This is a genomic window from Lysobacter sp. P5_B12 (assembly GCF_056400425.1).
On sequence record NZ_JBFULG010000003.1, the window covers coordinates 155176 to 175442 of the forward strand.

The 20267-nt window shown below is 66.1% G+C and carries 20 protein-coding genes; 6 read left to right on the top strand and 14 right to left on the bottom strand.

What is annotated here, in order from left to right; translation table 11 throughout:
• The first annotated feature begins 16 nt into the window (after positions 1-16).
• The gene (locus AC1DOM_RS06885) at positions 17-490 is read left to right on the top strand and encodes a GNAT family N-acetyltransferase (protein WP_498961591.1); all 474 of its coding nucleotides are present in this window, start codon (positions 17-19) and stop codon (positions 488-490) included.
• Here the strand turns inward: AC1DOM_RS06885 and AC1DOM_RS06890 are convergent.
• The 5 genes from AC1DOM_RS06890 to AC1DOM_RS06910 all read right to left on the bottom strand — a co-directional run bounded on the left by AC1DOM_RS06890 (position 485) and on the right by AC1DOM_RS06910 (position 5524).
• A complete protein-coding gene (locus tag AC1DOM_RS06890; RefSeq protein WP_498961593.1) occupies positions 485-1255 on the bottom strand; it encodes an anti-sigma factor in 771 nt (256 codons plus the stop codon). The genes AC1DOM_RS06885 and AC1DOM_RS06890 overlap by 6 nt on opposite strands.
• On the bottom strand, positions 1252-1806 hold the full coding sequence (locus tag AC1DOM_RS06895) for a sigma-70 family RNA polymerase sigma factor (protein WP_498961594.1): 555 nt from the start codon (positions 1804-1806) through the stop codon (positions 1252-1254). The genes AC1DOM_RS06890 and AC1DOM_RS06895 overlap by 4 nt, the downstream gene beginning before the upstream one ends.
• Positions 1807-1894: 88 nt before the next feature.
• A complete protein-coding gene (locus AC1DOM_RS06900) occupies positions 1895-2989 on the bottom strand; it encodes a HupE/UreJ family protein (RefSeq protein ID WP_498961596.1) in 1095 nt (364 codons plus the stop codon).
• Entirely contained in the window at positions 2986-4041 is a 1056-nt protein-coding gene (locus AC1DOM_RS06905) for a tetratricopeptide repeat protein (RefSeq protein WP_498961598.1), read from the bottom strand. The genes AC1DOM_RS06900 and AC1DOM_RS06905 overlap by 4 nt, the downstream gene beginning before the upstream one ends.
• Positions 4042-4156: 115 nt before the next feature.
• Entirely contained in the window at positions 4157-5524 is a 1368-nt protein-coding gene (locus AC1DOM_RS06910; protein WP_498961600.1) for a DUF4331 domain-containing protein, read from the bottom strand.
• A gap of 229 nt (positions 5525-5753) precedes the next feature.
• Here AC1DOM_RS06910 and AC1DOM_RS06915 point away from each other — a divergent pair, with 229 nt between their 5' ends.
• Genes AC1DOM_RS06915 through AC1DOM_RS06925 form a run of 3 tightly spaced genes read left to right on the top strand, consistent with a single transcriptional unit; the run spans position 5754 to position 8567 of the window.
• Positions 5754-7229: a DNA-3-methyladenine glycosylase 2 family protein gene (locus AC1DOM_RS06915; protein WP_498961602.1), complete on the top strand. Its 1476-nt coding sequence runs from the start codon at positions 5754-5756 to the stop codon at positions 7227-7229.
• Positions 7226-7744 carry a methylated-DNA--[protein]-cysteine S-methyltransferase gene (locus tag AC1DOM_RS06920; RefSeq protein WP_498961604.1) on the top strand — a complete coding sequence of 173 codons (519 nt, stop codon included), beginning with the start codon at positions 7226-7228 and terminating at the stop codon, positions 7742-7744. Before AC1DOM_RS06915 ends, AC1DOM_RS06920 begins: the two co-directional genes overlap by 4 nt.
• Positions 7745-7775: 31 nt before the next feature.
• On the top strand, positions 7776-8567 hold the full coding sequence (locus AC1DOM_RS06925; protein ID WP_498961606.1) for an isocitrate lyase/PEP mutase family protein: 792 nt from the start codon (positions 7776-7778) through the stop codon (positions 8565-8567).
• A gap of 7 nt (positions 8568-8574) precedes the next feature.
• Here AC1DOM_RS06925 and AC1DOM_RS06930 read toward each other — a convergent pair whose 3' ends face one another.
• From AC1DOM_RS06930 to AC1DOM_RS06945, 4 genes are all read right to left on the bottom strand, one after another.
• Positions 8575-9111 (bottom strand): SRPBCC family protein, encoded by a 537-nt coding sequence (locus AC1DOM_RS06930; RefSeq protein WP_498961608.1) that lies wholly within the window; start codon positions 9109-9111, stop codon positions 8575-8577.
• Positions 9108-9473: an ArsR/SmtB family transcription factor gene (locus tag AC1DOM_RS06935; RefSeq protein WP_498961610.1), complete on the bottom strand. Its 366-nt coding sequence runs from the start codon at positions 9471-9473 to the stop codon at positions 9108-9110. The genes AC1DOM_RS06930 and AC1DOM_RS06935 overlap by 4 nt, the downstream gene beginning before the upstream one ends.
• 45 nt (positions 9474-9518) lie before the next feature.
• Entirely contained in the window at positions 9519-10319 is an 801-nt protein-coding gene (locus AC1DOM_RS06940) for a hypothetical protein (RefSeq protein ID WP_498961612.1), read from the bottom strand.
• Between the two features lie 111 nt (positions 10320-10430).
• Positions 10431-11480, bottom strand: coding sequence for an NAD(P)-dependent alcohol dehydrogenase (locus tag AC1DOM_RS06945; protein WP_498961614.1), 1050 nt, complete (start codon positions 11478-11480; stop codon positions 10431-10433).
• Between the two features lie 149 nt (positions 11481-11629).
• Between AC1DOM_RS06945 and AC1DOM_RS06950 the strand changes: the two genes are divergently transcribed.
• Together AC1DOM_RS06950 and AC1DOM_RS06955 are read left to right on the top strand one after the other, a co-directional pair.
• Complete coding sequence (locus AC1DOM_RS06950; protein ID WP_498961616.1) at positions 11630-13210, top strand: arylsulfatase; 1581 nt, start codon at positions 11630-11632, stop codon at positions 13208-13210.
• Positions 13207-13992: a transporter gene (locus tag AC1DOM_RS06955; RefSeq protein ID WP_498961618.1), complete on the top strand. Its 786-nt coding sequence runs from the start codon at positions 13207-13209 to the stop codon at positions 13990-13992. Before AC1DOM_RS06950 ends, AC1DOM_RS06955 begins: the two co-directional genes overlap by 4 nt.
• A 9-nt stretch (positions 13993-14001) precedes the next feature.
• Here the strand turns inward: AC1DOM_RS06955 and AC1DOM_RS06960 are convergent, their stop codons facing one another.
• The 5 genes from AC1DOM_RS06960 to AC1DOM_RS06980 form a co-directional block, all read right to left on the bottom strand.
• Positions 14002-15570 (bottom strand): arylsulfatase, encoded by a 1569-nt coding sequence (locus tag AC1DOM_RS06960; RefSeq protein WP_498961620.1) that lies wholly within the window; start codon positions 15568-15570, stop codon positions 14002-14004.
• 139 nt (positions 15571-15709) lie between these two features.
• Positions 15710-16546, bottom strand: a complete 837-nt coding sequence (locus AC1DOM_RS06965) for a MurR/RpiR family transcriptional regulator (protein WP_498961622.1) — start codon at positions 16544-16546, stop codon at positions 15710-15712.
• 1 nt (position 16547) lies between these two features.
• Entirely contained in the window at positions 16548-17645 is a 1098-nt protein-coding gene (locus AC1DOM_RS06970) for a dipeptide epimerase (RefSeq protein ID WP_498961624.1), read from the bottom strand.
• A 21-nt stretch (positions 17646-17666) separates the two neighbouring features.
• Complete coding sequence (locus AC1DOM_RS06975; protein WP_498961626.1) at positions 17667-19076, bottom strand: C40 family peptidase; 1410 nt, start codon at positions 19074-19076, stop codon at positions 17667-17669.
• A 9-nt stretch (positions 19077-19085) separates the two neighbouring features.
• Positions 19086-20237: a DUF819 family protein gene (locus tag AC1DOM_RS06980; protein ID WP_498961628.1), complete on the bottom strand. Its 1152-nt coding sequence runs from the start codon at positions 20235-20237 to the stop codon at positions 19086-19088.
• Positions 20238-20267: the final 30 nt, after the last annotated feature.

Below are 20267 nucleotides of genomic sequence, written 5' to 3' on the forward strand. Positions count from 1 at the left end.
CGCTAACATTGGCGGGATGACCCGCATCGCCGATTACGACCCCCGCTGGCGCGCGGATTTCGCGCGCCTCAACATCGACTGGCTGGAACGCTTCTTCGTCGTGGAAGACGTGGACCGCGCCGTGCTCTCCGACCCGGACACGCACATCCTCGCGAAGGGCGGGCGCGTGTTGTTCGCCGTGGACGACGAGGACAAGGCGATCGGCACCGTCGCGCTCAAGCACGAAGGCGAGGGCGTTTACGAGTTGACCAAGATGGCGGCGGACCCCGCGTTCCAGGGGCAGGGCATCGGTCGCCTGTTGATGGAAGCGGCGCTCGCGACGTATCGCGAGATCCAAGGGCGCGAGTTGTTCCTGGAATCGAGCAGCAAGCTCGCGCCCGCGCTTGCCTTGTACGAAAGCGTCGGGTTTCGCCATCGGCCCGCGCCGCGCCCGGGGTCGCACTACGCGCGGGCGGATGTATACATGGTGCTGGAGTCGCCGCCGCTATAGCTGCGTGATGCCGCCCTTCGCGACGATCGGGCCGGTCGGCGCGGCGTGCGGGATGCCGGTCGGCGGTTCGAGCGAGACCGCGAGGGTCGCGCCGACGGCGAGTTCGCGTCGCAACGTCGCCGGCACGTCGATCGTGAGCGCCTGCGCATTGGAAATCTTGCCGAGCGAGATCGGCGCGCGGCCTTCGGGGATGACCCAAAGTTCGTTGACGCGGCCCTTCGCGTCGGCGGGCGTCGGCACCGGCACCATCAGCACCTTGCCGTTGGCCGGATCGATGCGCGCGATCCATCCCGTGCTGCCGTCGTCGCGCGCGAGAACGGTGACGGGCAGGGCCGGCGCTTCGACTGCAGGCGGGCGCACGACGACCGTCGGCGGCGTGGGCGCAGGTGCAGGCGGACGTTGCAACAACAGCACGATCGCTGCGACGCCGGCGGCAGCCGCGAGCGTCGTCGCGACGCGCCAGAAGGCAACGCTGTTCCACAAACCGGTGCGCGCCGGTTCGACCGCGCTCCAGCCCAACTGCGTGCGAATGCGCGGCCAAACTTGCGCGCCGGGCGCGACCGCGTCCACGCGCACGGTCCAGGGCGAGAAGTGCGTTTCCCACGATGCCACCAACGCGGCGAACGCAGGGTCGCGCGCGATGCGCGATTGCACGCGCTCGCGTTGTGCGCGATCCAACACGCCCAACACGTATTCGCCCGCGAGCACGCCATCGTCCGGCGGCGACGGATCGCTGGGGTCGATGCGGTCGGCGGTCGTGTTCATCGTTCCAGGCACGCCTTGAGTTGCGCGAGCGCACGCCGGATCCAACTCTTGATCGAACCCAGCGGCGAGCCGGAGCGCTCGGCGAGTTCGCCGTAGGTCGCGCCCTCGTAGAACGCCGTGCGGATCAGGGCTTGGCGACGCGGGTCGAGTTCCTCGATGCAATCGTCCAGGCGTGCGTGATCGGCGGCGCGTTGCGCGGTGGTCGCGGGCGAGGGGCCGGGATCGGGGATCGCTTCGGCCCATTCGATCGAGGCGCGCGTTGCGGTCGCGGGGAGGGTGCGCAGGCGGTCGATCGCGCGGTTGCGCGCGATGCTGCACAGCCAGCCGATCGCATGAGAACGCGCGGGATCGAACTGCGCGGCCTTGCCCCACACCAGGACGAACACGTCCTGCAGCACGTCTTCGGCTTCCGCGCGATCGGGCAGCACGCGCAGGCAGATGCCCATCAGGGTCGGCGCGGTCTGCTGGTACAGCGCTTCGAACGCCACGCGATCGCCGGCGGCCACGCGGGGCAGCAGGCGGTCGGCGTCGGCGAAACCCGGTGCGTTCATGCGGGCCCTTATGCCATGGCGAGGCGTCGATGCCCGATGACGGGCGGTGGGCCCGCGTCGGCGCGGCAAGGGCGCGGCGCTGTGCACTTCACGCCGTCAGCCGCTGCACCAGCCACACGCTCGCGCAGCCGGCGATGGCCAGCGAGGCCACCGGCATGGCGCGGCGTGCATACCAGGCGCGGTAGCGAATCGCGAGCAGGAGCGAGAGCGCAATCGTCACCACCACGATCTGCCCGAGTTCGACACCGAGGTTGAAGCCGACCAGCGACACCAGCCGCACGTGCTTCGACAACCCGAGTTCCGCCAGTGCGCCTGCGAAGCCAAAGCCATGCACGAAGCCGAACCCGAATCCGATCAGCCACGCGCGACGCTCCACCACGGGCCAAACATTGTTGAGCGCCGCGAGCACGACACTGGCGGCGATCGCCGATTCCACGATGCGCGAGGCGGGCACGATCCAGCCCAGCGCCGCCAGGGACAGCGTTAGCGAATGCGCGAGCGTGAAGGCCGTGGCGATGCCGATCGCACGCGTGATGCACGCACGCGGGCTGGGCGCGGGCGTCCACGCGTTTCCGGTGCGGATCAGCGCGGCGGTGAGCAGCAGCGAGACGAGGAAGGCGAGGTGGTCGTAGCCGATGAGGATGTGGTGCGTGCCTTCGCGAACGAATTGCAGGAAGGTCGTTTCGGTGCCGGCGTCGAGCGCAACATCGCGCGCATCGGCGCGGGCGATGCCGGTGGCGAATTGCGTCCCGGAGTGCAAGGTGACCAACGCGCGGTGTTGCGGATCGCGATCGAACAGAAGCGCGTAGTGCACCTGCACGCGACCGCCGTTCGGGCATCGCGCGCGGAAGCGCAGCGCGGCGTGCGTGCCTTCGTCGTACGCGCGGATGCCCAGGCCGGTGGGTTCGAGGGTGCATCGAGTGCCGCCGCGCGTGATGGCGATCCCTGTCTCGACCATCGCGCGCAGCGGCGCCTCGAGCCCCTTCAGCTCGGCCCATGTCACTTGTTCGTCGCGGTTGCGATCCAGCGGCAGTGTCAGTGCGATGTCGCGCAAGGAGAGGTCGACTTCTACCTCGAGTGCGTTGTCGCGTGCATCCACCAGGTCGACGTGCGACACCGACAGGGTGTGCGCCAGGGCGACCGGGCTCGCGAGTAGCAGCAGCAGGAGCACGAGCCGGTTCATCGCGAGGCCACGCGCCGGGTGTCGATGCCGGATTGCTGCAGCCAGGCCATCGTGTCCGCGACGATGTCGGCGCGATTGGCGGCGCGGGCGGTGCGTAGCAGGACGTCGACGTCTTCGTAATCGCGTTGCTGGCGGAAGTTCTTCTGCGCGAGTTCGAGTGCGGCAGCGGGGTTGTTGTCGATGAGCAGGCGGAAATCGGCCTCGTCGCGCATCTCCGGTTGCGTGCCTACCGCGTGCGCGAGCGCGTAGCGGCGTCGCATCGAATCGCCGAAGCGCGGGGCATCTGCGCTGCCGGCGGCGTGCGCGGCGAGGGCCTTTTGCAGGGCGAGGCCGTCGCTGTCGGGCGCATTTGCGAGCAGCTTCAGGACCGCTGCGTTGCTACCGCGCGCCCGCAACGTGCGTGCGTACGCCGCCAGCGTGCGCACGTCCTGCGGATCGATGGCCAGGGCGCGCGCGAAGAAGGTGTCGGCTTTCGGATCGCCCATCCGAGCGGCGAACTCTGCGCGGGAGACGAGCACGCTGCGCAAGGCTTGCGGGTCGCGCGTGGGCTGGGCAAGCCACTGGTCCAGCGATGCGTTCGCTGCGTCATACCGGCCTTCTCGTCCGACCAGCGCCGCGACGCACAACAAGCCGGCTTCGCTGTCGACGCCCAGGATCAGCGTCGTGCAATCGGAACGCGCTTCGGTCAAATGCCCCTGCACGAGCAGGATTTGCGCGCGCGACAGGCGGGCGCCTCCATCGCGCGGATGTTCGACCAACACCGCGGACAATAAACGCCGCGCATCGTCGAACGCATGGCGATGCTGCGCGGCGAACGCGCGTGCCTCGCGGACCTGGACGGTTTGTTTCGGTATGCCGACGAGGATCGCTTCGGCGCGCGCGGCCAGGCGCGCATCGCCCGTCCGCGCGGCGGCGGCGAGCAGGGCGTTGGCCTGTGCGAGCGGTTGCGCGCGCGGGCCGGGGACGGGTTCCAGCGCGGCGTATCCGCGCGGGAGGCGTTCGAGCACGGTGTCGCGCGAAGTCGGAACGATAAAAGGCGGTTGCTGTGCCATTGCGATCCCGGGCGCGAGTGCAAGCAACACGACAAGTGCAAAGCGAATTCCCATTCGAATCACTCCATCCCCGGTGGCGCCTGGCCACCGGGGGTTTGATGGATGCGACGAAACTTCAGTCGGTCGCACCCGGGAGCGGCGTATTGAGATACGGGAACGTATTCCGGAACTCGGTGGCACGCACATCTGCGCCATCGGTGAACGGCAGCGTGCGCGACGGCGCCTGCTGGTCGTTCAACAACACGCCCATCGCCACGCGTAGTTCGATGTCCACCACGTCGTCGCCGGGGCGTCGCCCGTTGGGGAAGCCCGCGGTGTCGCCGGCGAGCACGCCGAGCGACTTCTGCTGGCTTGCGACCTTCGGTGCGATCGACGTATTGAGCCGCATGATTTCGGCCGGACGCACGTTGGCGGGCTGGTTGAGGCCGGGGACGCCGGTAAGGAATGCGGCCACGAGGTCGGTGCGCGGGAACACGGTGGGCGCCGTCACGCTCGGATACAACACCTGGATCAACGCGGGCAGGGTGGGGTTGGTCACGTACTTCGCGAACTGCGCGTCGTCCACCGGCTTGGAGGCGTTGAACTTGTCCTTGTCGGGCAAGCCGATGATGACCTCGTTGACCAGCGGCGAAGACAGGCGCGAGACCTGCACTTGCGTGCCGGTCTTGTCCGGCAGCGTTGCCGTGCTCCATGCGCCGATGATCGGGCTGCCCGCGGTCAGGCAACCGATGGGCATTTCCAGCGCGATGGTCGTGATGTTCTTCTTCGCCAGCGTATTGCTCTCGCCGTTGGTGGGGCCGACCGGGTTGGTGTGGATAAGGTCGAAGATCTCGCCGAGGTTGACGGCGAAGCCTTCGCGCCGTTGCCCGACGAACACTCGGCCGGTTCCCGCGCAGCCCTCGACGTTGATGCGCGAGATGTACTTCTCCGCGTAGGTGGCGTACTTGGGAATCGACTTCGTGCCGATGTTGTCGAAGGGCTTGATGAACATGGTCTTGTTGGTCGCGGCGTTGGTCGCCAACTTCGGCTGCGCGCCTTCGCGCAGCGTGGTCACCGAGTAGGCCTCCGCCACGTTGAGCGTTGGATCGCCGCTGGAGGAGAACGCGCCGATGTTGCTCAAGGGCACCGCCACGGACGTGCCGCCGATGTTCAAGGCGGCATTGCGGTAGATGTTCAGGAACTGGAACCGGAAGGTCAGGTCGGGCTTGGCATCGCCGTCGTTGTCGATGTGGATTTCGTAGCGCGCGTTCGGATCCATCAGGTAGTAGTTCGGGCCGGCGTACGCGTCTTCGCCGGGCTGGAAGTTCGCGAGGATCGTGACGTAACCGCTGCGCCCGCTCTCGTAACTGCGGAACAGATAGACGTCGGTGTTGTCGACCTTGGGGATCTTGGTGATGTTGGGGGCCTCGCGATGGCTCGATGCGAGGGCCGTGCCTGTGACCAGCAATGCCGCGTAGGCGCCGGCGAGAATCGTGTGTTTCATCTGGGTGTTCCTGTGTATCGGCGGGCATCGGGGGAAGTGCCGGCGACCGCTCGTCGTTCGCCACCGGCATCGGCAAGTCGCCAGTGGCTTGCCCACAGGGCTCTACGACCCGGATGCGGAAGCGGATGCAGCGATTCGCAAATGCGCGCGTACCGTCGAGTTGGCGGGCGCCCACGTCGATGTCCGAATACGGCGAGTCGGCGCCCGTGTCGGGTGTTAGCCTGCGGGCATGACGCATTTCGCATCGCTCGCCACCACCGCGCTCCCGACGCACCAGGTGTGCGAACAGGCGCGCGTCAGCCGGGATATCCGCTTCGACGGCCTGTTCTTCACGGCGGTCAGGACGACGCGCATTTATTGCCGGCCCGTGTGCCCCGCGCCGGCGGCGAAGGCGAAGAACGTCGTGTATTACCCGAATGCCGCCGCTGCGGAGGCCGCGGGTTTCCGGCCGTGCCTGCGGTGTCGGCCGGAGTTGTCGCCGGGCGATGGCGCATGGCGGCAGGGCGATGCGGCGGTGTCGCGTGCGATCAAGCTGATCAACGAAGGGTTGTTGTCCGAGGCGTCGGTGTCCGTGCTGGCCGAGCGGGTGAATCTTGGCGAGCGGCAGTTGCGGCGGCTGTTCGTCGAACGCCTGGGCGCGACCCCGATCGATGTGCACGGCACGCGGCGCTTGTTGTTCGCCAAGCAGTTGCTCACGGAAACCGATCTTTCGATCACCGACATCGCGATGGCGTCGGGGTTCGGAAGCCTGCGGCGCTTCAACACGACCTTCAAGGACGCCTACCGCATGGCGCCGCGCGAGTTGCGCAAGCGGCCCGCGCCCTCGCGCGGTGAAGTGTTGGTCTTGCGGCTCGGGTATCGGCCGCCGTACGACTTCGCGGCGATGTTGCGCTTCCTGCAGGGGCGCGCGTTGCCCGGTGTGGAAGTGGTCGACGACACGGCGTATCGGCGCGCGGTCGCGCCCGCTGCGCCCGGCGCGACTCCCGGATGGCTGCGCGTGTCCGCGTGGCCCGGCGAAGCGGCGCTCAGGCTCGAAGTGCAGGGCATCGCGCCGCTGCAGTTGCAGTCGGTGGTCCAGCGTGTGCGGCGCATGTTCGACCTGGATGCGGATCCGCAGGCGATCGCGACGGCGCTGTCGGTCGATCGGCGCCTGCGGCCGCTCGTTGCGCGTCGCCCCGGCTTGCGCTTGCCGAGTGGTTGGGACGGTTTCGAAATCGCGGTGCGCGCGATCATCGGGCAGCAGGTGAGTGTTGCCGCGGCGCGGACGGTTGCTTCGCGCGTTGCGCGTGCGTTTGGCACGCCGCTCGAGCCTGCAGGCGAGTTCGAACATCTGTTCCCCACGCCCGAGGTATTGGCCGATGCGGATCTGTCGGCTGTCGGTTTGACGCAAGCGCGCGCGGCGACCATTCGGACCGTCGCACGCGCATTGCTCGACGGCAGCGTCGATTTCGCGCCGGAACGCACGCTCGATACGTTCGTCGAGCGCTGGACCGCCTTGCCCGGCATCGGCCCGTGGACGGCGCACTACATCGCGCTGCGTGCGCTCTCGCATCCCGATGCCTTTCCAGCCGAAGACCTCGTGCTGCAGAAGACCTTGCCCGTCGATGGCACGCGCCTGACCGCGCGTGCCTTGCGCGAACACGCCGAAGCCTGGCGCCCCTGGCGCGCCTACGCGGTGCTGCATTTGTGGAATGCCGCCGCATGAGCACCGTCATCTTCCATCGCGTGCACGAAAGTCCCGTGGGGCCGTTGGCCATCTCCGCCTCCGATGCGGGCGTCCATGCGATCGAATTCCACGCGCCTCGACACGCGGTCGTGCGCGATGTGCGTTGGCGCGCTGGCCCGCATCCCTTGCTCGATGCGATCGCCGCGCAGCTCGACGAATACTTCGCAGGCACGCGGCAGTCCTTCGACCTGCCGCTCGCGCCCGAAGGGACCGACTTCCAACGCACGGTCTGGCACGCACTCGCTGCGATTCCGTACGGCGAAACGATCAGCTACGCGCAACTGGCCGCGCGCATCGGCAGGCCGAGCGCCGTGCGTGCTGTCGGCGCTGCGAACGGTCGCAATCCGATTCCCATCGTCCTGCCGTGCCATCGCGTGATCGGCGCCGACGGCAGCCTCACCGGTTTCGGCGGCGGGCTGCCGACCAAGCGCTTCCTGCTCGCACTGGAAGGGGCATTGCCGCAAACTCCGGTGCCTGCCGATCTGTTCGCCTGATCGCCGCCCCGACCGACGAGGACGCACGCCCATGCATGCCCGATTCCTTGCCTTGCACCACGCCGACAAGCCGCTGTTGATCGCCAACGCCTGGGATGCCGCGAGCACCGCCTTGTGGCAGCACGCCGGTGCGCCGGCCATCGGCACGAGCAGCGCCGCGCTCGCGTGGGCGAGCGGCTACGCCGACGGCGGGCCGCTCGAACACGACGCGTTGTTGGCCAAAGTGCGCGAGATCATGCGCGTCGCGCGCGTTCCAGTCAGCATCGACCTGGAGGATGGTTACAGCGACGACCCGCGGCGCGTGGCGAAGCTGGTGCGCGAACTCGTCGACCTCGGCGTCGTCGGCATCAATCTCGAAGACGCCGGCAAGCCGGCGAACGTCCTCGTCGACAAGATCCACGCGATCCGCGCGAACCTCGGCGACACACCGCTGTTCATCAACGCGCGCACCGATGTCTACCTGCGCGGCATGGCGAAAGGCGAGGCGGCGGTCGCGATGACGAACGAGCGGCTCGTGCAATTCGAGAAAGCAGGCGCGAGCGGTGTCTTCGTGCCGGGCCTCAGCGCGTTCCCTGAAATCGCCGCGGTCGCCTCCGCCACGCCCTTGCCCTTGAACGTGATGACCGTGCCCGGCCTGCCGCCGCTCGATCAGCTGCAGCAGGCCGGGGTGCGTCGCGTGAGCGCCGGCATCGGCTTGTTCCAGCACGCCTTCGCGGCGGGGCTGCAGGCCACGCGCGCGTTCCTGGAAGGCGACGTCACGCGGCCCTTCGACCGCGCGATGCCTTACGACGATCTCAACGCCTTGTTCGAATCGCTGCGCTGAGCGGCGATTACGCCTGCAACCGCTGCACGTACTCGCGTTCCAGGCGCGTGTGCTGGCGCCAGAAGCCTTCGGGCTGCGTGTCGTCGAGGCGTGCGCGCAGGATGTCCAGGTGCGTGTGCCAACCGGCGGCGACGCTGGTCATCTGTTCGGCCGACAGGCGGCGGTGCGTCAGCACGAGATGGACGTCGTTGCCTTGCGGCGTGAGTTCGTAGCGCACTTCCGACGACGAACTCGCGTCCTCGCCCCAGATGTAGGCGAGCGCATGCGGCGGATCGAATGCGGTGACGCGGCCCTGCATGCGCGCTTCGTCCGCGATCTTTGCGTACTTCGGTGGCGCGGGATCATCGTTCTGCGTGAGTGCGTTGTTGTGCCACACGTGCTCGACGCGACCGCCGACGCGCGGCTCGATCTCGCCTGCGGCGAGCCATTGCGCGCGCAAGTCGGAATCCACGAGGTATTGCCACACGCGGTCGATGGGGCCGGGGAGGGTGCGTTCGATGCGCACGGTGTCGGACGAAAGCGGAACGGCGTAGGGGGAGTTCATTTGGCTTTCCTCTTTTTCGGGTCTTGCTTGAGCAGACGTTCCAGCGCGTCGAGGCGCTGGTTCCAGAAGCGTTCGTAATGCCGCAGCCATTCGGCACCGGCGTGCATGGGCGCGGCCTGGAGCGAACACTTGTGCGATCGCCCCTCGATTTCGCGGCGCACCAGGCCGGCACGCTCGAGCACCTGAATGTGTTTGGACGCCGCGGCGAGCGACATCTCGAAGGGCGCGGCGAGTTCTCCGACGCTGTGCGGCCCCTCCGCCAGGCGATCGAGCATCGCGCGGCGCGTGCCGTCGGCGAGGGCGTGGAAAACGGCATCGAGGGGTTGTTCAACCATGTGGTTGAATATCCGCCCGCGGCCCATGACTGTCAACCATTCGGTTGAACGTTCCGACGGGCGGTCGTTGTCTCAGTGGCTGGTTGCGGAGGGCGTCAGATACGCGCCGCGGAACTTCTGCACGATGCGCTTGGCGGTTTTCTTCATCGGGCCGAGCGTCGCGCGATGCACTCGGCCGAGCGCGCGTCGGCTGGGCGGAATGCGCCAGCCGAAGCCATCGGTCATCACGCCCTGGCAGGGATTGCACATGCCGCAGGGTTGACCGGCCAATGGCTTGTGGCAGAACCACGTCATCGCGAGCAGCGGAATCCATCCGCGCAGGTCGGCTTCCTTCTTCATCGCGTGCTTGTCGGTTCGCGCGAGCGGGAAGCACAGGCGCCCGAACAGCAGGCCGAGGTCGGAATCCCGCACTTCGGGCGACAGGCGGAAGGTGACATAGCCTTGCCTGGCCATGTACGGCTCGGTGCGATCGATCAGCAACAGGCTCGCGCCGTGGTGCGTGAACTCCGATCCCATCTCCACCTCGCGCAAGTCGTTCTGCCGCAGGAAACGCGCGATCCACGGATACTGCGATCCGATGGCATTGGTGCGCAGGATCCGGTGGAAGGCGTGTTCGATTTCGGCATCGGGCGCGAGATCGGCGATGTCATGGAATTGCGTCGGCAGCAACAGCGTGCGCGTCTGCGGGTAGTCGTGCCCCAGGGTTTCGCGCAGGCGGTCCATCGTGCGCAATTCCACTTCGAGCGAGCCGCGCGAGTGGTCGAGCAGGTAGAGCGGTTCGACCGCGACGCCATGCACCAGCAATAGGCGCAGCAACTGGAAGGTGGAATCCCACCCACCGGTCCACAACAGCTTCACGGGTATCCGTTGCATCGGCGCGTTCCTCCGACATCCACTGTTCGAAGGAAACGCAGCGCCGCTCCATTCGAGGTCGTTTTCGCGCGACGCCCTCACATGCGCCAATTCATCGATGTGATCGCGAAGTCAACCGAAGGTTTTCGAATCGATGACGAAGCGATATTTGACGTCGCTGCGGATCATGCGGTCGTACGCGCGATCGATGTCCTGGATGGGGATCATCTCGATGTCGCAGACGATGCCGTGTTCGGCGCAGAAATCGAGCATCTCCTGCGTCTCGGGCAGGCCGCCGATGAGCGAGCCGGCGATGGATTTGCGGCCGAAGATCAGCACGGCGGCGGTCGGGCTGGGGTGCGGGTGTTCGGGGGCACCGAGCAGGCACAAGGTCCCGTCGCGCTTGAGCATCGCGGTGTAGGCATCGAGGTTGTGGCTCGCGGCCACCGTGTCGAGGATCAGATCGAAGCTGCTGGCATGCGCGCTCATCTGGTCCTGGTCGCGCGAGATCACCACTTCGTCGGCGCCCAGGTCGAGTGCGTCCTGTCGCTTGCCCTCCGAGCTGGTGAACGCCACGACGTGCGCGCCCATCGCATGCGCGATCTTGATGGCGACGTGCCCGAGGCCGCCGATACCGACGACGCCGACCTTTTTCCCCGGCCCGGCCTTCCAGTGGCGCAAGGGCGAATACGTGGTGATCCCCGCGCACAACAGCGGCGCGACCGCGGCGAGCTGTTCCTCGGGGTGGCGGATCTTCAGCACGAAGTCTTCGTCGACCACGATGCGTTGCGTGTAACCGCCGAACGTGTGGCCCGGTGGATCCTGGGTCGGCCCGTTGTAGGTTCCGATGAAGCCCACCTCGCAATACTGTTCCAGGCCTTCCTTGCAGGAAGCGCAGGTGCGGCAGCTGTCGACCAGGCAACCCACGCCGACGGTTTCGCCCACCTTGAACTTCGTCACCTTCCCGCCCACGGCGCTGACCTGGCCGACGATCTCGTGGCCCGGCACGCACGGGTATTTCGTGCCACCCCATTCCGAACGCACGGTGTGCAAGTCCGAATGGCAGACACCGCAGTAGCGGATTTCGACCTGCACGTCGCGCGGCCCGGGCGTGCGACGCGTGATGTCCATCGGTTCCAGCGGCTTGTCGGCGGCGCGTGCGCCGTAGGCTTTGGTTGTCATGGGGCACTCCGGGGGTGAGCGCGCATTCTGCATCGATCTTCGTTACACCGCGGTGCAGTAGAAATACTGATGCGGTCCCGGTAGTTATTGCGTAGCTGCACGGCCGCCGTGTTTCCGATGATGGGTGACCCACGATCGGAGTCGCGCGCATGGCCAAGTCCAAGACCGCATCCCCACCGAAGGCGAAAAAGGGCGGCGGCAGCACCGGCCGCAAGCCCAACATCCTGGTGATCTGGGGCGACGACATCGGGATCGCCAACCTGAGCTGTTACACGCATGGGTTGATGGGATACCAGACGCCCAACATCGATCGCATCGCGGCCGAGGGGATGCTGTTCACCGATTCGTATGGCGAGCAGAGCTGCACGGCGGGGCGTTCGTCCTTCATCACCGGGCAGAGCGTGCATCGCACGGGTCTGTCGAAGGTCGGCATCCCGGCGGCGCCGCAAGGGATGATGGAAAACATCGTCACCATCGCCTCCTTGTTGAAGGACCAGGGCTACGCGACGGGACAATTCGGAAAAAATCATCTCGGCGATTTGAACAAGCATCTGCCGACCCTGCATGGTTTCGATGAGTTCTTCGGCAACCTTTACCACCTCAATGCCGAGGAAGAGCCGGAGATGGACGGGTATCCGACCGATCCCCGCTATCGCGAGCAATTCGGGCCGCGCGGCGTGCTCCACTGCTACGCCAGCGACAAGGACGACAAGACCACGCATCCGCGCTGGGGCCGCGTGGGCAAGCAGAAGATCGAAGACACCGGCCCGTTGACGCGCAAGCGCATGGAAACCTGCGACGACGAGTTCGTCGCCGCGGCGTCCGACTTCATCAAGCGCAGCGTCAAGAAGGACACGCCCTTCTTCGTGTGGCTCAACACCACGCACATGCACTTCATCACGCACACCAAGAAGAAGAGCCTGGGCCAGGCGGGCGAAGACCAGTCGCCTTACCACGACACGATGATCGACCACGACAAGAATGTCAGACAGATGCTCGAACTGCTCGACGATCTCGGCCTGGCCGACGACACGATCCTGATCTACTCGACCGATAACGGCCCGCACATGAACAGCTGGCCGGATGGCGGCATGACGCCCTTCCGCAGCGAGAAGAACACCAACTGGGAAGGCGCGTTCCGCATTCCCGAAATGATCCGCTGGCCGGGCCACATTCCCGCGGGCGCGATCTCCAACGAGATCATCCAGCACCACGATTGGCTGCCGACGCTGCTCGCCGCCGCTGGCGACACGACGTGCATGGATCGCTTGAAGAAGGGCGCGACGGTCAACGGCCGCAAGTACAAGAACCACATCGACGGCTACAACTTCCTGCCGTACCTCACCGGCCAGGAGGACAACGGACCGCGCAAATGGTTCTTCTACTTCAGCGACGACGGCGACGTGCTCGGCATCCGCTGGAAGAACTACAAGATCGTGTTCATCGAGCAACGCTGCAAAGGCACGATGCAGGTTTGGGCGGAGCCGTTCACGACATTGCGCGTGCCGAAGATCTTCAACCTGCGCACCGATCCCTTCGAGCGCGCCGACATCACGTCGAACACTTATTGGGACTGGCATCTCCACCATGCGTTCTTCATCTACGGCGCGGCCGCGGCCGCGGCGCAGTTCATGGGAACGTTCAAGGAGTTCCCGCCGGCGCAGATGCCCGGCACCTTCACCGTCGACCAGGCGATGCAGAAGATGAACGAGGTCCAGGGCTCCTCGTGATCGTGCGACTTGCCTGTTGCCTGCTCCTGGCCGTGCCCTTCGCGGCGCACGGCCAGGACGCGGACGAGTTGGCGAAGAAGCTTTCCAACCCCGTCTCCGACCTGATCAGCGTGCCGTTCCAGTTCAACCACGACGACGGCTACGCCGACGGCGGCACGCGCACGTACATCAACGTGCAGCCTGTCGTGCCGATCTCGCTGTCCGACCACTGGAACATGATTTCGCGCACGATCCTGCCGGTCGTGTACCAGGACGACGTGCCGCCGGGATCGGGCGACGAATTCGGCCTGGGCGACGTCACGCAGAGTTTGTTCTTCACGCCGAAGACGCCGACATCGAACGGCTGGGTGATCGGTGTCGGCCCGGCATTCCTGATTCCGACCGCGACCGACGATCTGCTCGGCACGGAGAAGTGGGGCATCGGCCCGACCGCTGTCCTGCTCAAGCAGGAGCGCGGATGGTCCTACGGCGCGCTGGTGAACCACATCTGGTCGGTAGCCGGCGAGGACGATCGGCAGGACATCAGTTCGACTTTCCTGCAGCCGTTCCTGTCGAAGGCGCTCGGGCAGGGACGGACGCTGTCGTTCAATTTCGAATCCACCTACGACTGGAAGCACGCGCAGTGGACCGTGCCGTTCAATGTCGGCTACAGCAAGGTGACGAAAGTGGGCTCACAGATGTTGAGCTGGCAGGTCGGCGCGAAGTACTTCTTCGAAACACCGGAAGGCGGCCCGGACTGGGGTGTCCGGGCCACGTTGACGCTGCTGTATCCCGCGCACTGACCATCGCGGTCAGTTGCTGCTCGCGTGCGGTTGTTCCATCTTGCGTTGCGCCGATTCCAGCGCCTTTTTCAGGCTGAGCGTATCGGCGCCCTGCGAGGGCGGGAAGTCCATCAGGCTTTTCAGATGCGCGGCGATGAACGGGCCGGCGGCAGTGGGCGCCCACAATTTCGCCGCGAGGAACCTGCGCCCGGCATAGCCCCACTCGTGCGAGTGCGGATCCATCTTTTCCATCGGGTCCATGCGCAGGTTGAACACGTAGGGCACGCTCGGATACGCCTTCGGGTCGAACCAGCTGCCCGTAGGCTTGACGCCGATGTGCATCTTCCAGTTGCCCACGCGCACCGCCATCAGGTCGGTTTCGTCGTAATAGAAGTATTCGATGCGCGCGGACTTCTCCGACTTGCCGGTCCAGTGGTCGAGGTTGTTGTAGCCGTCCAGGTGCACCTTGTACTTGGTGCCGTTCATCTCGTAGCCCTTCAGGAGTTTCTCCTTCAGGTCCGGTAGTCCGGCCGCCGCCGCAAGCGTGGCGAAGACGTCCTCGTGGTTCTGCACGCCGTTGGACACGCTGCCCGCCTTGATGTGCCCCGGCCACTTCATGAGGCAGGGGACGCGCACGCCGCCTTCCCAGGTCGTGCCCTTCTCGCCGCGATACGGCGCGTATCCGCCGTCGGGCCACAGCATCAACTCATTGCCGTTGTCGGTGCTGTACATGACGATGGTGTTGTCGTCGACGCCCATGTCCTTGAGTTTCTTCAGCAGCACGCCGACGTGTTCGTCGTGCTCGATCATCTTGGCGCGGTAGACATCCTCCTCGGCGCGTCCTTCGTCGACCGCCATCTGGATGTATTTCTTCGGCGAGTGCGACCAAATGTGGCAGGCCGTCGTGTTGAACCAGCAGAAGAACGGCTTGCCGCTCTTGCCGGTGCGATCGAGCCAGTCGAGCGTCTTTTCCAGGACCTCGCTGTCGAAGGTCTCCATGCGCTTGCGCGTCAGCTTGCCCGTGTCTTCGATCTTCTGCTTGCCCACCTTGCCGAACTTCGGATCTTCGGTCTTGTCGTCCTTGTCGGTGGCCCAGCAGTGCAGCACGCCGCGCGGGCCGTAGGTCTTGGTGTATTCCGGGTTCTTCTGGCCCGGATAGTCGAGCTCTTCGGGTTCTTCTTCCGCGTTGAGGTGGTAGAGGTTGCCGAACCACTCATCGAACCCGTGCGAAGTCGGCAGGAATTCGTTGCGGTCGCCAAGATGGTTTTTGCCGAATTGGGCCGTGGCGTAGCCCTGCGACTTGAGGACTTCGGCGAGCGTGGGATCGCTGGCCTGGATGCCGCGCTTGGAACCGGGGATGCCGATGGTCGTCATGCCGGTGCGGATCGGCAGTTGGCCCATGATGAAGGCCGCGCGGCCCGCCGTGCAGCTGGGCTGCCCGTAGTGGTCGGTGAACAACATGCCGTCGCGCGCGATGCTGTCGATGTTGGGTGTGTTGCCCATCATCCCGTGCGTGTAAGCGCCGACATTCCAGGTGCCGATGTCGTCGCCCCAGATCACCAGGATGTTGGGCTTGCCGTTCGATTTCGCCTTGGCCATGGCCGTTCTCCGCAGGGACCGGGCGAGTGTCCTGCGTGCGCGCCGTGGGGCGCGACCGAAAATCATGAAACGGGGAATCAGTACTTCTACTGGCTACGTGCGGCCCGCGGCCGCTTCGCAGATGCGTGCGGGCAGGGCCTCACCCTTCCGGCAACAGGCGGATCCGTTCCTGGTTCGCCTGCAGAGTCGCAAGCCGGTCCCCGCGCCCTTCGCACATCAGGACGAACAAGCGATCCAGCAGGTGCTGCACGCCTGCCTGGTACAGCAGCGGCACCACGTGCGGACGATCGTCCTGGGCGCTCACCAACAACGCGATGTCCGCGTGCGCGCGCAAGGCGTTGGACGAATGCCGCGTGATCGCGACCACCTTGCCCTGGCGTTCGCGCATGCTGCGCGCGAGCTGGCACAGCGCCGGTTGCTTGCCGTATTCGCTGATCGCCAGCAGCACGTCGCCGGCGCGGCAGGCGGCGATGCTCGCGCCCAGGTGTGCATAGTCGAAATGATGCACGCTCGCGATGCCGAGCATCGCCAGGCGATAGGCGAAGGCGCGCGCGGTGGTGCTGTCTTCGGCCGCGCCGATCAACAGCACGCGGTTCGCGCGGCCGAGGATGGAGGCGACGTACTCCAGCGCCGAAGGCGGGTTGATCGCGCGCGTCTCGGCTTCGGCTTCGCTCTTGCGGCGCCACAGGTCGCCCGACATCAATTCGGGGACTTCCGCAGCCGCCGGTACGCCGGCCGCGCCGGGCTCGGGCGTCATCGCTTCGGCGATCGAATACTTCAGGTCCGGGTAGCCGCGGTAACCGAGCTTCTGGCTGAACTTCACCACGCTCGACTGGCTGATGCCCAAGGCCGCCGCAAGCTGCTGCGAGGAATAGTCGCGCAGCAGTTGCGCGTTCTCCAGGATGAAATCGGCGATGCGCCGCTCGATCGCGGACATCTGGTCGCGTTCGGCGCGGATCTTGGGCAACGGCTTCATGTCAGGTGGCAATGGGTTCGAGGCCGCGGATCGCCTTGATGCCAAGGCCCGGTGCGTCGGTGATCGTGATCTCCGACTCGTTGAAGATCACGCCGCCGTCGACGGGGTTGAACTGGCTCAGCGACGGGCCGTCGAGATCGACCTTGGTGATCGCATCGGACTTGGCGACGGCCAGGTGCGCGGCCGCGGCGACGCTGATGGAGGATTCGAGCATGCAGCCGATCATGCACTCGATGCCGTGCAGCGCGGCGATGTCGGCGATGCGGATCGCATTGGAGAGGCCGCCGGTCTTCATCAACTTGATGTTGACGATGTCGGCCGCGTGCATGCGGATCAGGTCGATCACCTGCGCCGGGCCGAACACGCTTTCGTCGGCCATGATCGGCGTCCGCACGCGTTCGGTGACGTAACGCATGCCTTCCAGGTCCGCGGCTTTCACCGGTTGCTCGACCAGCTCCAGGATGATGCCGGCGTCTTCCATCGCGCTGATCGCGTGCACGGCCTGCTTGGCCGTCCAGCCCTGGTTGGCGTCCAGACGGAGCAGGGCGCGGTTTTCGACGGCGGCGTAGATCGCCTTGGCGCGTTCGATGTCCACGCCGATTTCCTTGCCGACCTTGATCTTCAGCGAATCGAAGCCGCGTTCGACGGCAGCGAGCGAGTCGGCGACCATCTTGTCGATGGTGTCGACGCTGATGGTGATGTCGGTGGTGATCACCGGATCGCCGCCGCCGAGCACCTTGTACAGCGGCGCGTCGAAGGATTGCGCGAACAGGTCGTACAACGCGATTTCCACCGCCGCCTTCGCGCTGGTGTTGCGTTCCATCGAGGTCTGCACCAGGCGCGTGAGCCGGTTGAGGTCGCCGACCTCCTGGCCGATCAGGCGCGGCGCGATGTAATGCGAGATCGCTTCGATGATCGAGCCGTGCGTATCGCCGGTGATGACCGCCGTGGCCGGCGCCTCGCCGTAGCCGACGTGGCCGGTGTCGGTGTGCATCTTGACGATGACGTCCTCGACCTTGTCCACCGTGCGCAGCGCGGTCTTGAAGGGCGTCTTCAGCGGCACGCGCAGCATGCCGAATTCGATGCGGGTGATCTTCATGCGGTTCGGTCCCTGAAGATGTCAGTGCGAAGTGGCGACGCGGACGACGCTGGTCATGCGGTCCACGTAGCGGTGCGTTTCATCCCACATCAGCGGCAGCAGCGGCGTCACCGAGACGCCGTTGAGGTGCAGCGAGCGCAGCTTGCCGTCGGCGGCGCGCATCGTGCCGCCGTTGGTGTCGTGGATGACGTAGGGCTGATCGCCGATCCAGCCGATCACCATCATCACGTGGCCGGGGATGTAGACCAGGTCGCCGGTCTGCAGATCCTTGATCGTCGACTCGCGCTGTTCGCGCGTGCTCTTTTCGTCGAACAGGGTCTTGTGCAGCGTCGGGCTCTTCGATTGATCGCGCGTGTTGCGCGGCATCAGGATGCCCATGCTGGCGTAGACGTCGGAGACGAAGCCGCTGCAATCGCGCGCGTCGTAATCGTGGCCCCAGCCGTAGCGTTCGCCGAGGAACTTGAAGGACTGGCGCAGGATGTTGGCGTGGGTGAGCGGCAGGTAATCGCCCTGCGTGTCGGTGTTCTTCTGCACCAGCGTCGGTGCGATGCGCAGCGCGCCATCGGCTTCGCGCACGGGCAGGTCGACGATCCACGAGGAATACGGGTGCTGGCCGTTGACGATCTGGTCGGGCGCGGCGTTCGCGAGCGGCAGGCGCGTACTCATGTCCAGGGAAAGCTCGGAGCCTTGCGGCAACTCCGGCGAATAGACCGTGCGCACCTTTGCGCCGGTCACCACGCGGAAGGGCGTGCGCTGTGGGAAGCCGAGGACGACATCGCGGGTGCCTTCGGCCAGGTGCTTCTTTTCGACCCACGCGCGATAGCGCGGGCTGACGACGAAGGCCCATTGCCCGTCGCGGCTCTCGTGCACGATCGCGACCGGCGTGCCGGGGAACAGCGCGCTTTCCTGGAAGCGGTCGATATCGGTGTCGTCGTCGCTGGAGAACGCGCGCAGCATCGTGGGGAAGGTGCGCAAGGAAGCGCGATCGACGACCAGCGCGTAACGCGTAGGCGTCGAAGCCGCGAGCTTGTCGAGCGCGAGCGCATCGACCAGACCATCGAGCGTCGCCGCCGGAATCATCTGGTGTTTTTCGTCATACAGGGTGCGCGTCGGACGCTCGGACATGTCTTCGATCCACTCGCGCGCCTGATGCGCGGTGATCGACGCGGGCAGGGCGGACAGATCGTGGAGCGTCGGGTCCTGCGCGCGCATTGCGGTGTTGGCCGCGTCGATCCCGGCCTTGTCGAGCAGCACGCGGTCCGCATCGGCGCCGAGCTTGCCGATCCAGAAATTCGGATCGAGTTGCTGGTCTTCGACACCGACGACGCCGCTCGGCGGGCGAACGAGTTGCGTGGGTTCGCGCGCGAAGGCCGGCGCCAGCGCGAGCAGCAGCGCGGCGGCGATCAGGGAATGGGCGGGACGAATGCGCATCTGGATCTCCTAGGGCTGCAACTGCGCCAGCACTTGCGCCATGAGCAGGCCGAAGCCCGTGCCGAGGATGTAGCCGAGCAACGCCAGCAGGATGCCCACGGGGACGAGGGCAGGGGAATACGACGCTGCGAGTACGGGCGTGGCCGCCACCCCGCCGACATGGGCGAGCGAGGAAATGCCGCACAGGTACAGGTCGAAACGGAAGAGCTTGGCCAGCAGCGCCAACAGGACCGCGTGGATGATCAGGATCGACAAGCCGCACGCCAAGTACCACGGCGCCGATGCGATGCCTTCGAAATTGCTCTGCGAAGCGAGGATCGCGACGATGAAGATCAGCATCGCGCTGGCGATCTTCGACGAGCCCGGGAAGCGCGCCAGCGGCGTATGCGCCACGACCAGGCCCAGCCCGGTCGCGATCATGATCGTGTAGGAGGTCGCGCTCACGTACGCCGACGTCGGCAGCAATTCCGTCAGTGCACGCGAAATCACGCCTGCACCGAGCGCCAGGCCCAGCCACAGCAGCACGGCGTCGGTCGTGATCGGGCCCGCGGTCTCGGGCACGGTCGCGACGATGTCGGTGCTCGGCTTGGCGCGCGTCCACCGGTCGAACACCGGCGCGAGGCGCCCGACCGAGAACAACACCGCCACCCACACCGAATAGCAGAGCGCATCGGTGAGCAGGGCGAGGCCCTTGGATTGTTCCGACAAACCCGCGCCCTGCGCGACGGCGACCAGGTTCGCCGAACCGCCGACCCAACTGCCGGACAACGCGGCGAGCGGCTGCCATGCGGTGTTCGAAGGCAGCGCGTAACGAAACAGGAAGTAGGTCGAAACGAAGGCGACGAACAAACAGAGCGTCGTGCTGAAGAACACCGCCAGCACGCGCGGCCCCAGCCGGAAGATGTGGCGCAGGTCGCAGTGGATCATCAGCAGGAACAACATCGCCGGCAGGATCTGCGCGATCAGTGTCTTCTGCGCGGCCTGGATGTCGCCGTCGATCTTCCATGCACCGGCGACCGACAAGCCGGTGACCAGCAGATACACCATGACGATGGGCGGCATCACCGAGAACACGCGCCACTGCGTGCGGCGTTCGAGCATCGGGAACACCCCCGCGATCAGGAGCATGAGCGCGAGGTAGGGCCACACCGTCTGGATCATCGGGTCCCCCGTCGCTCCCGGGTGGGGAGC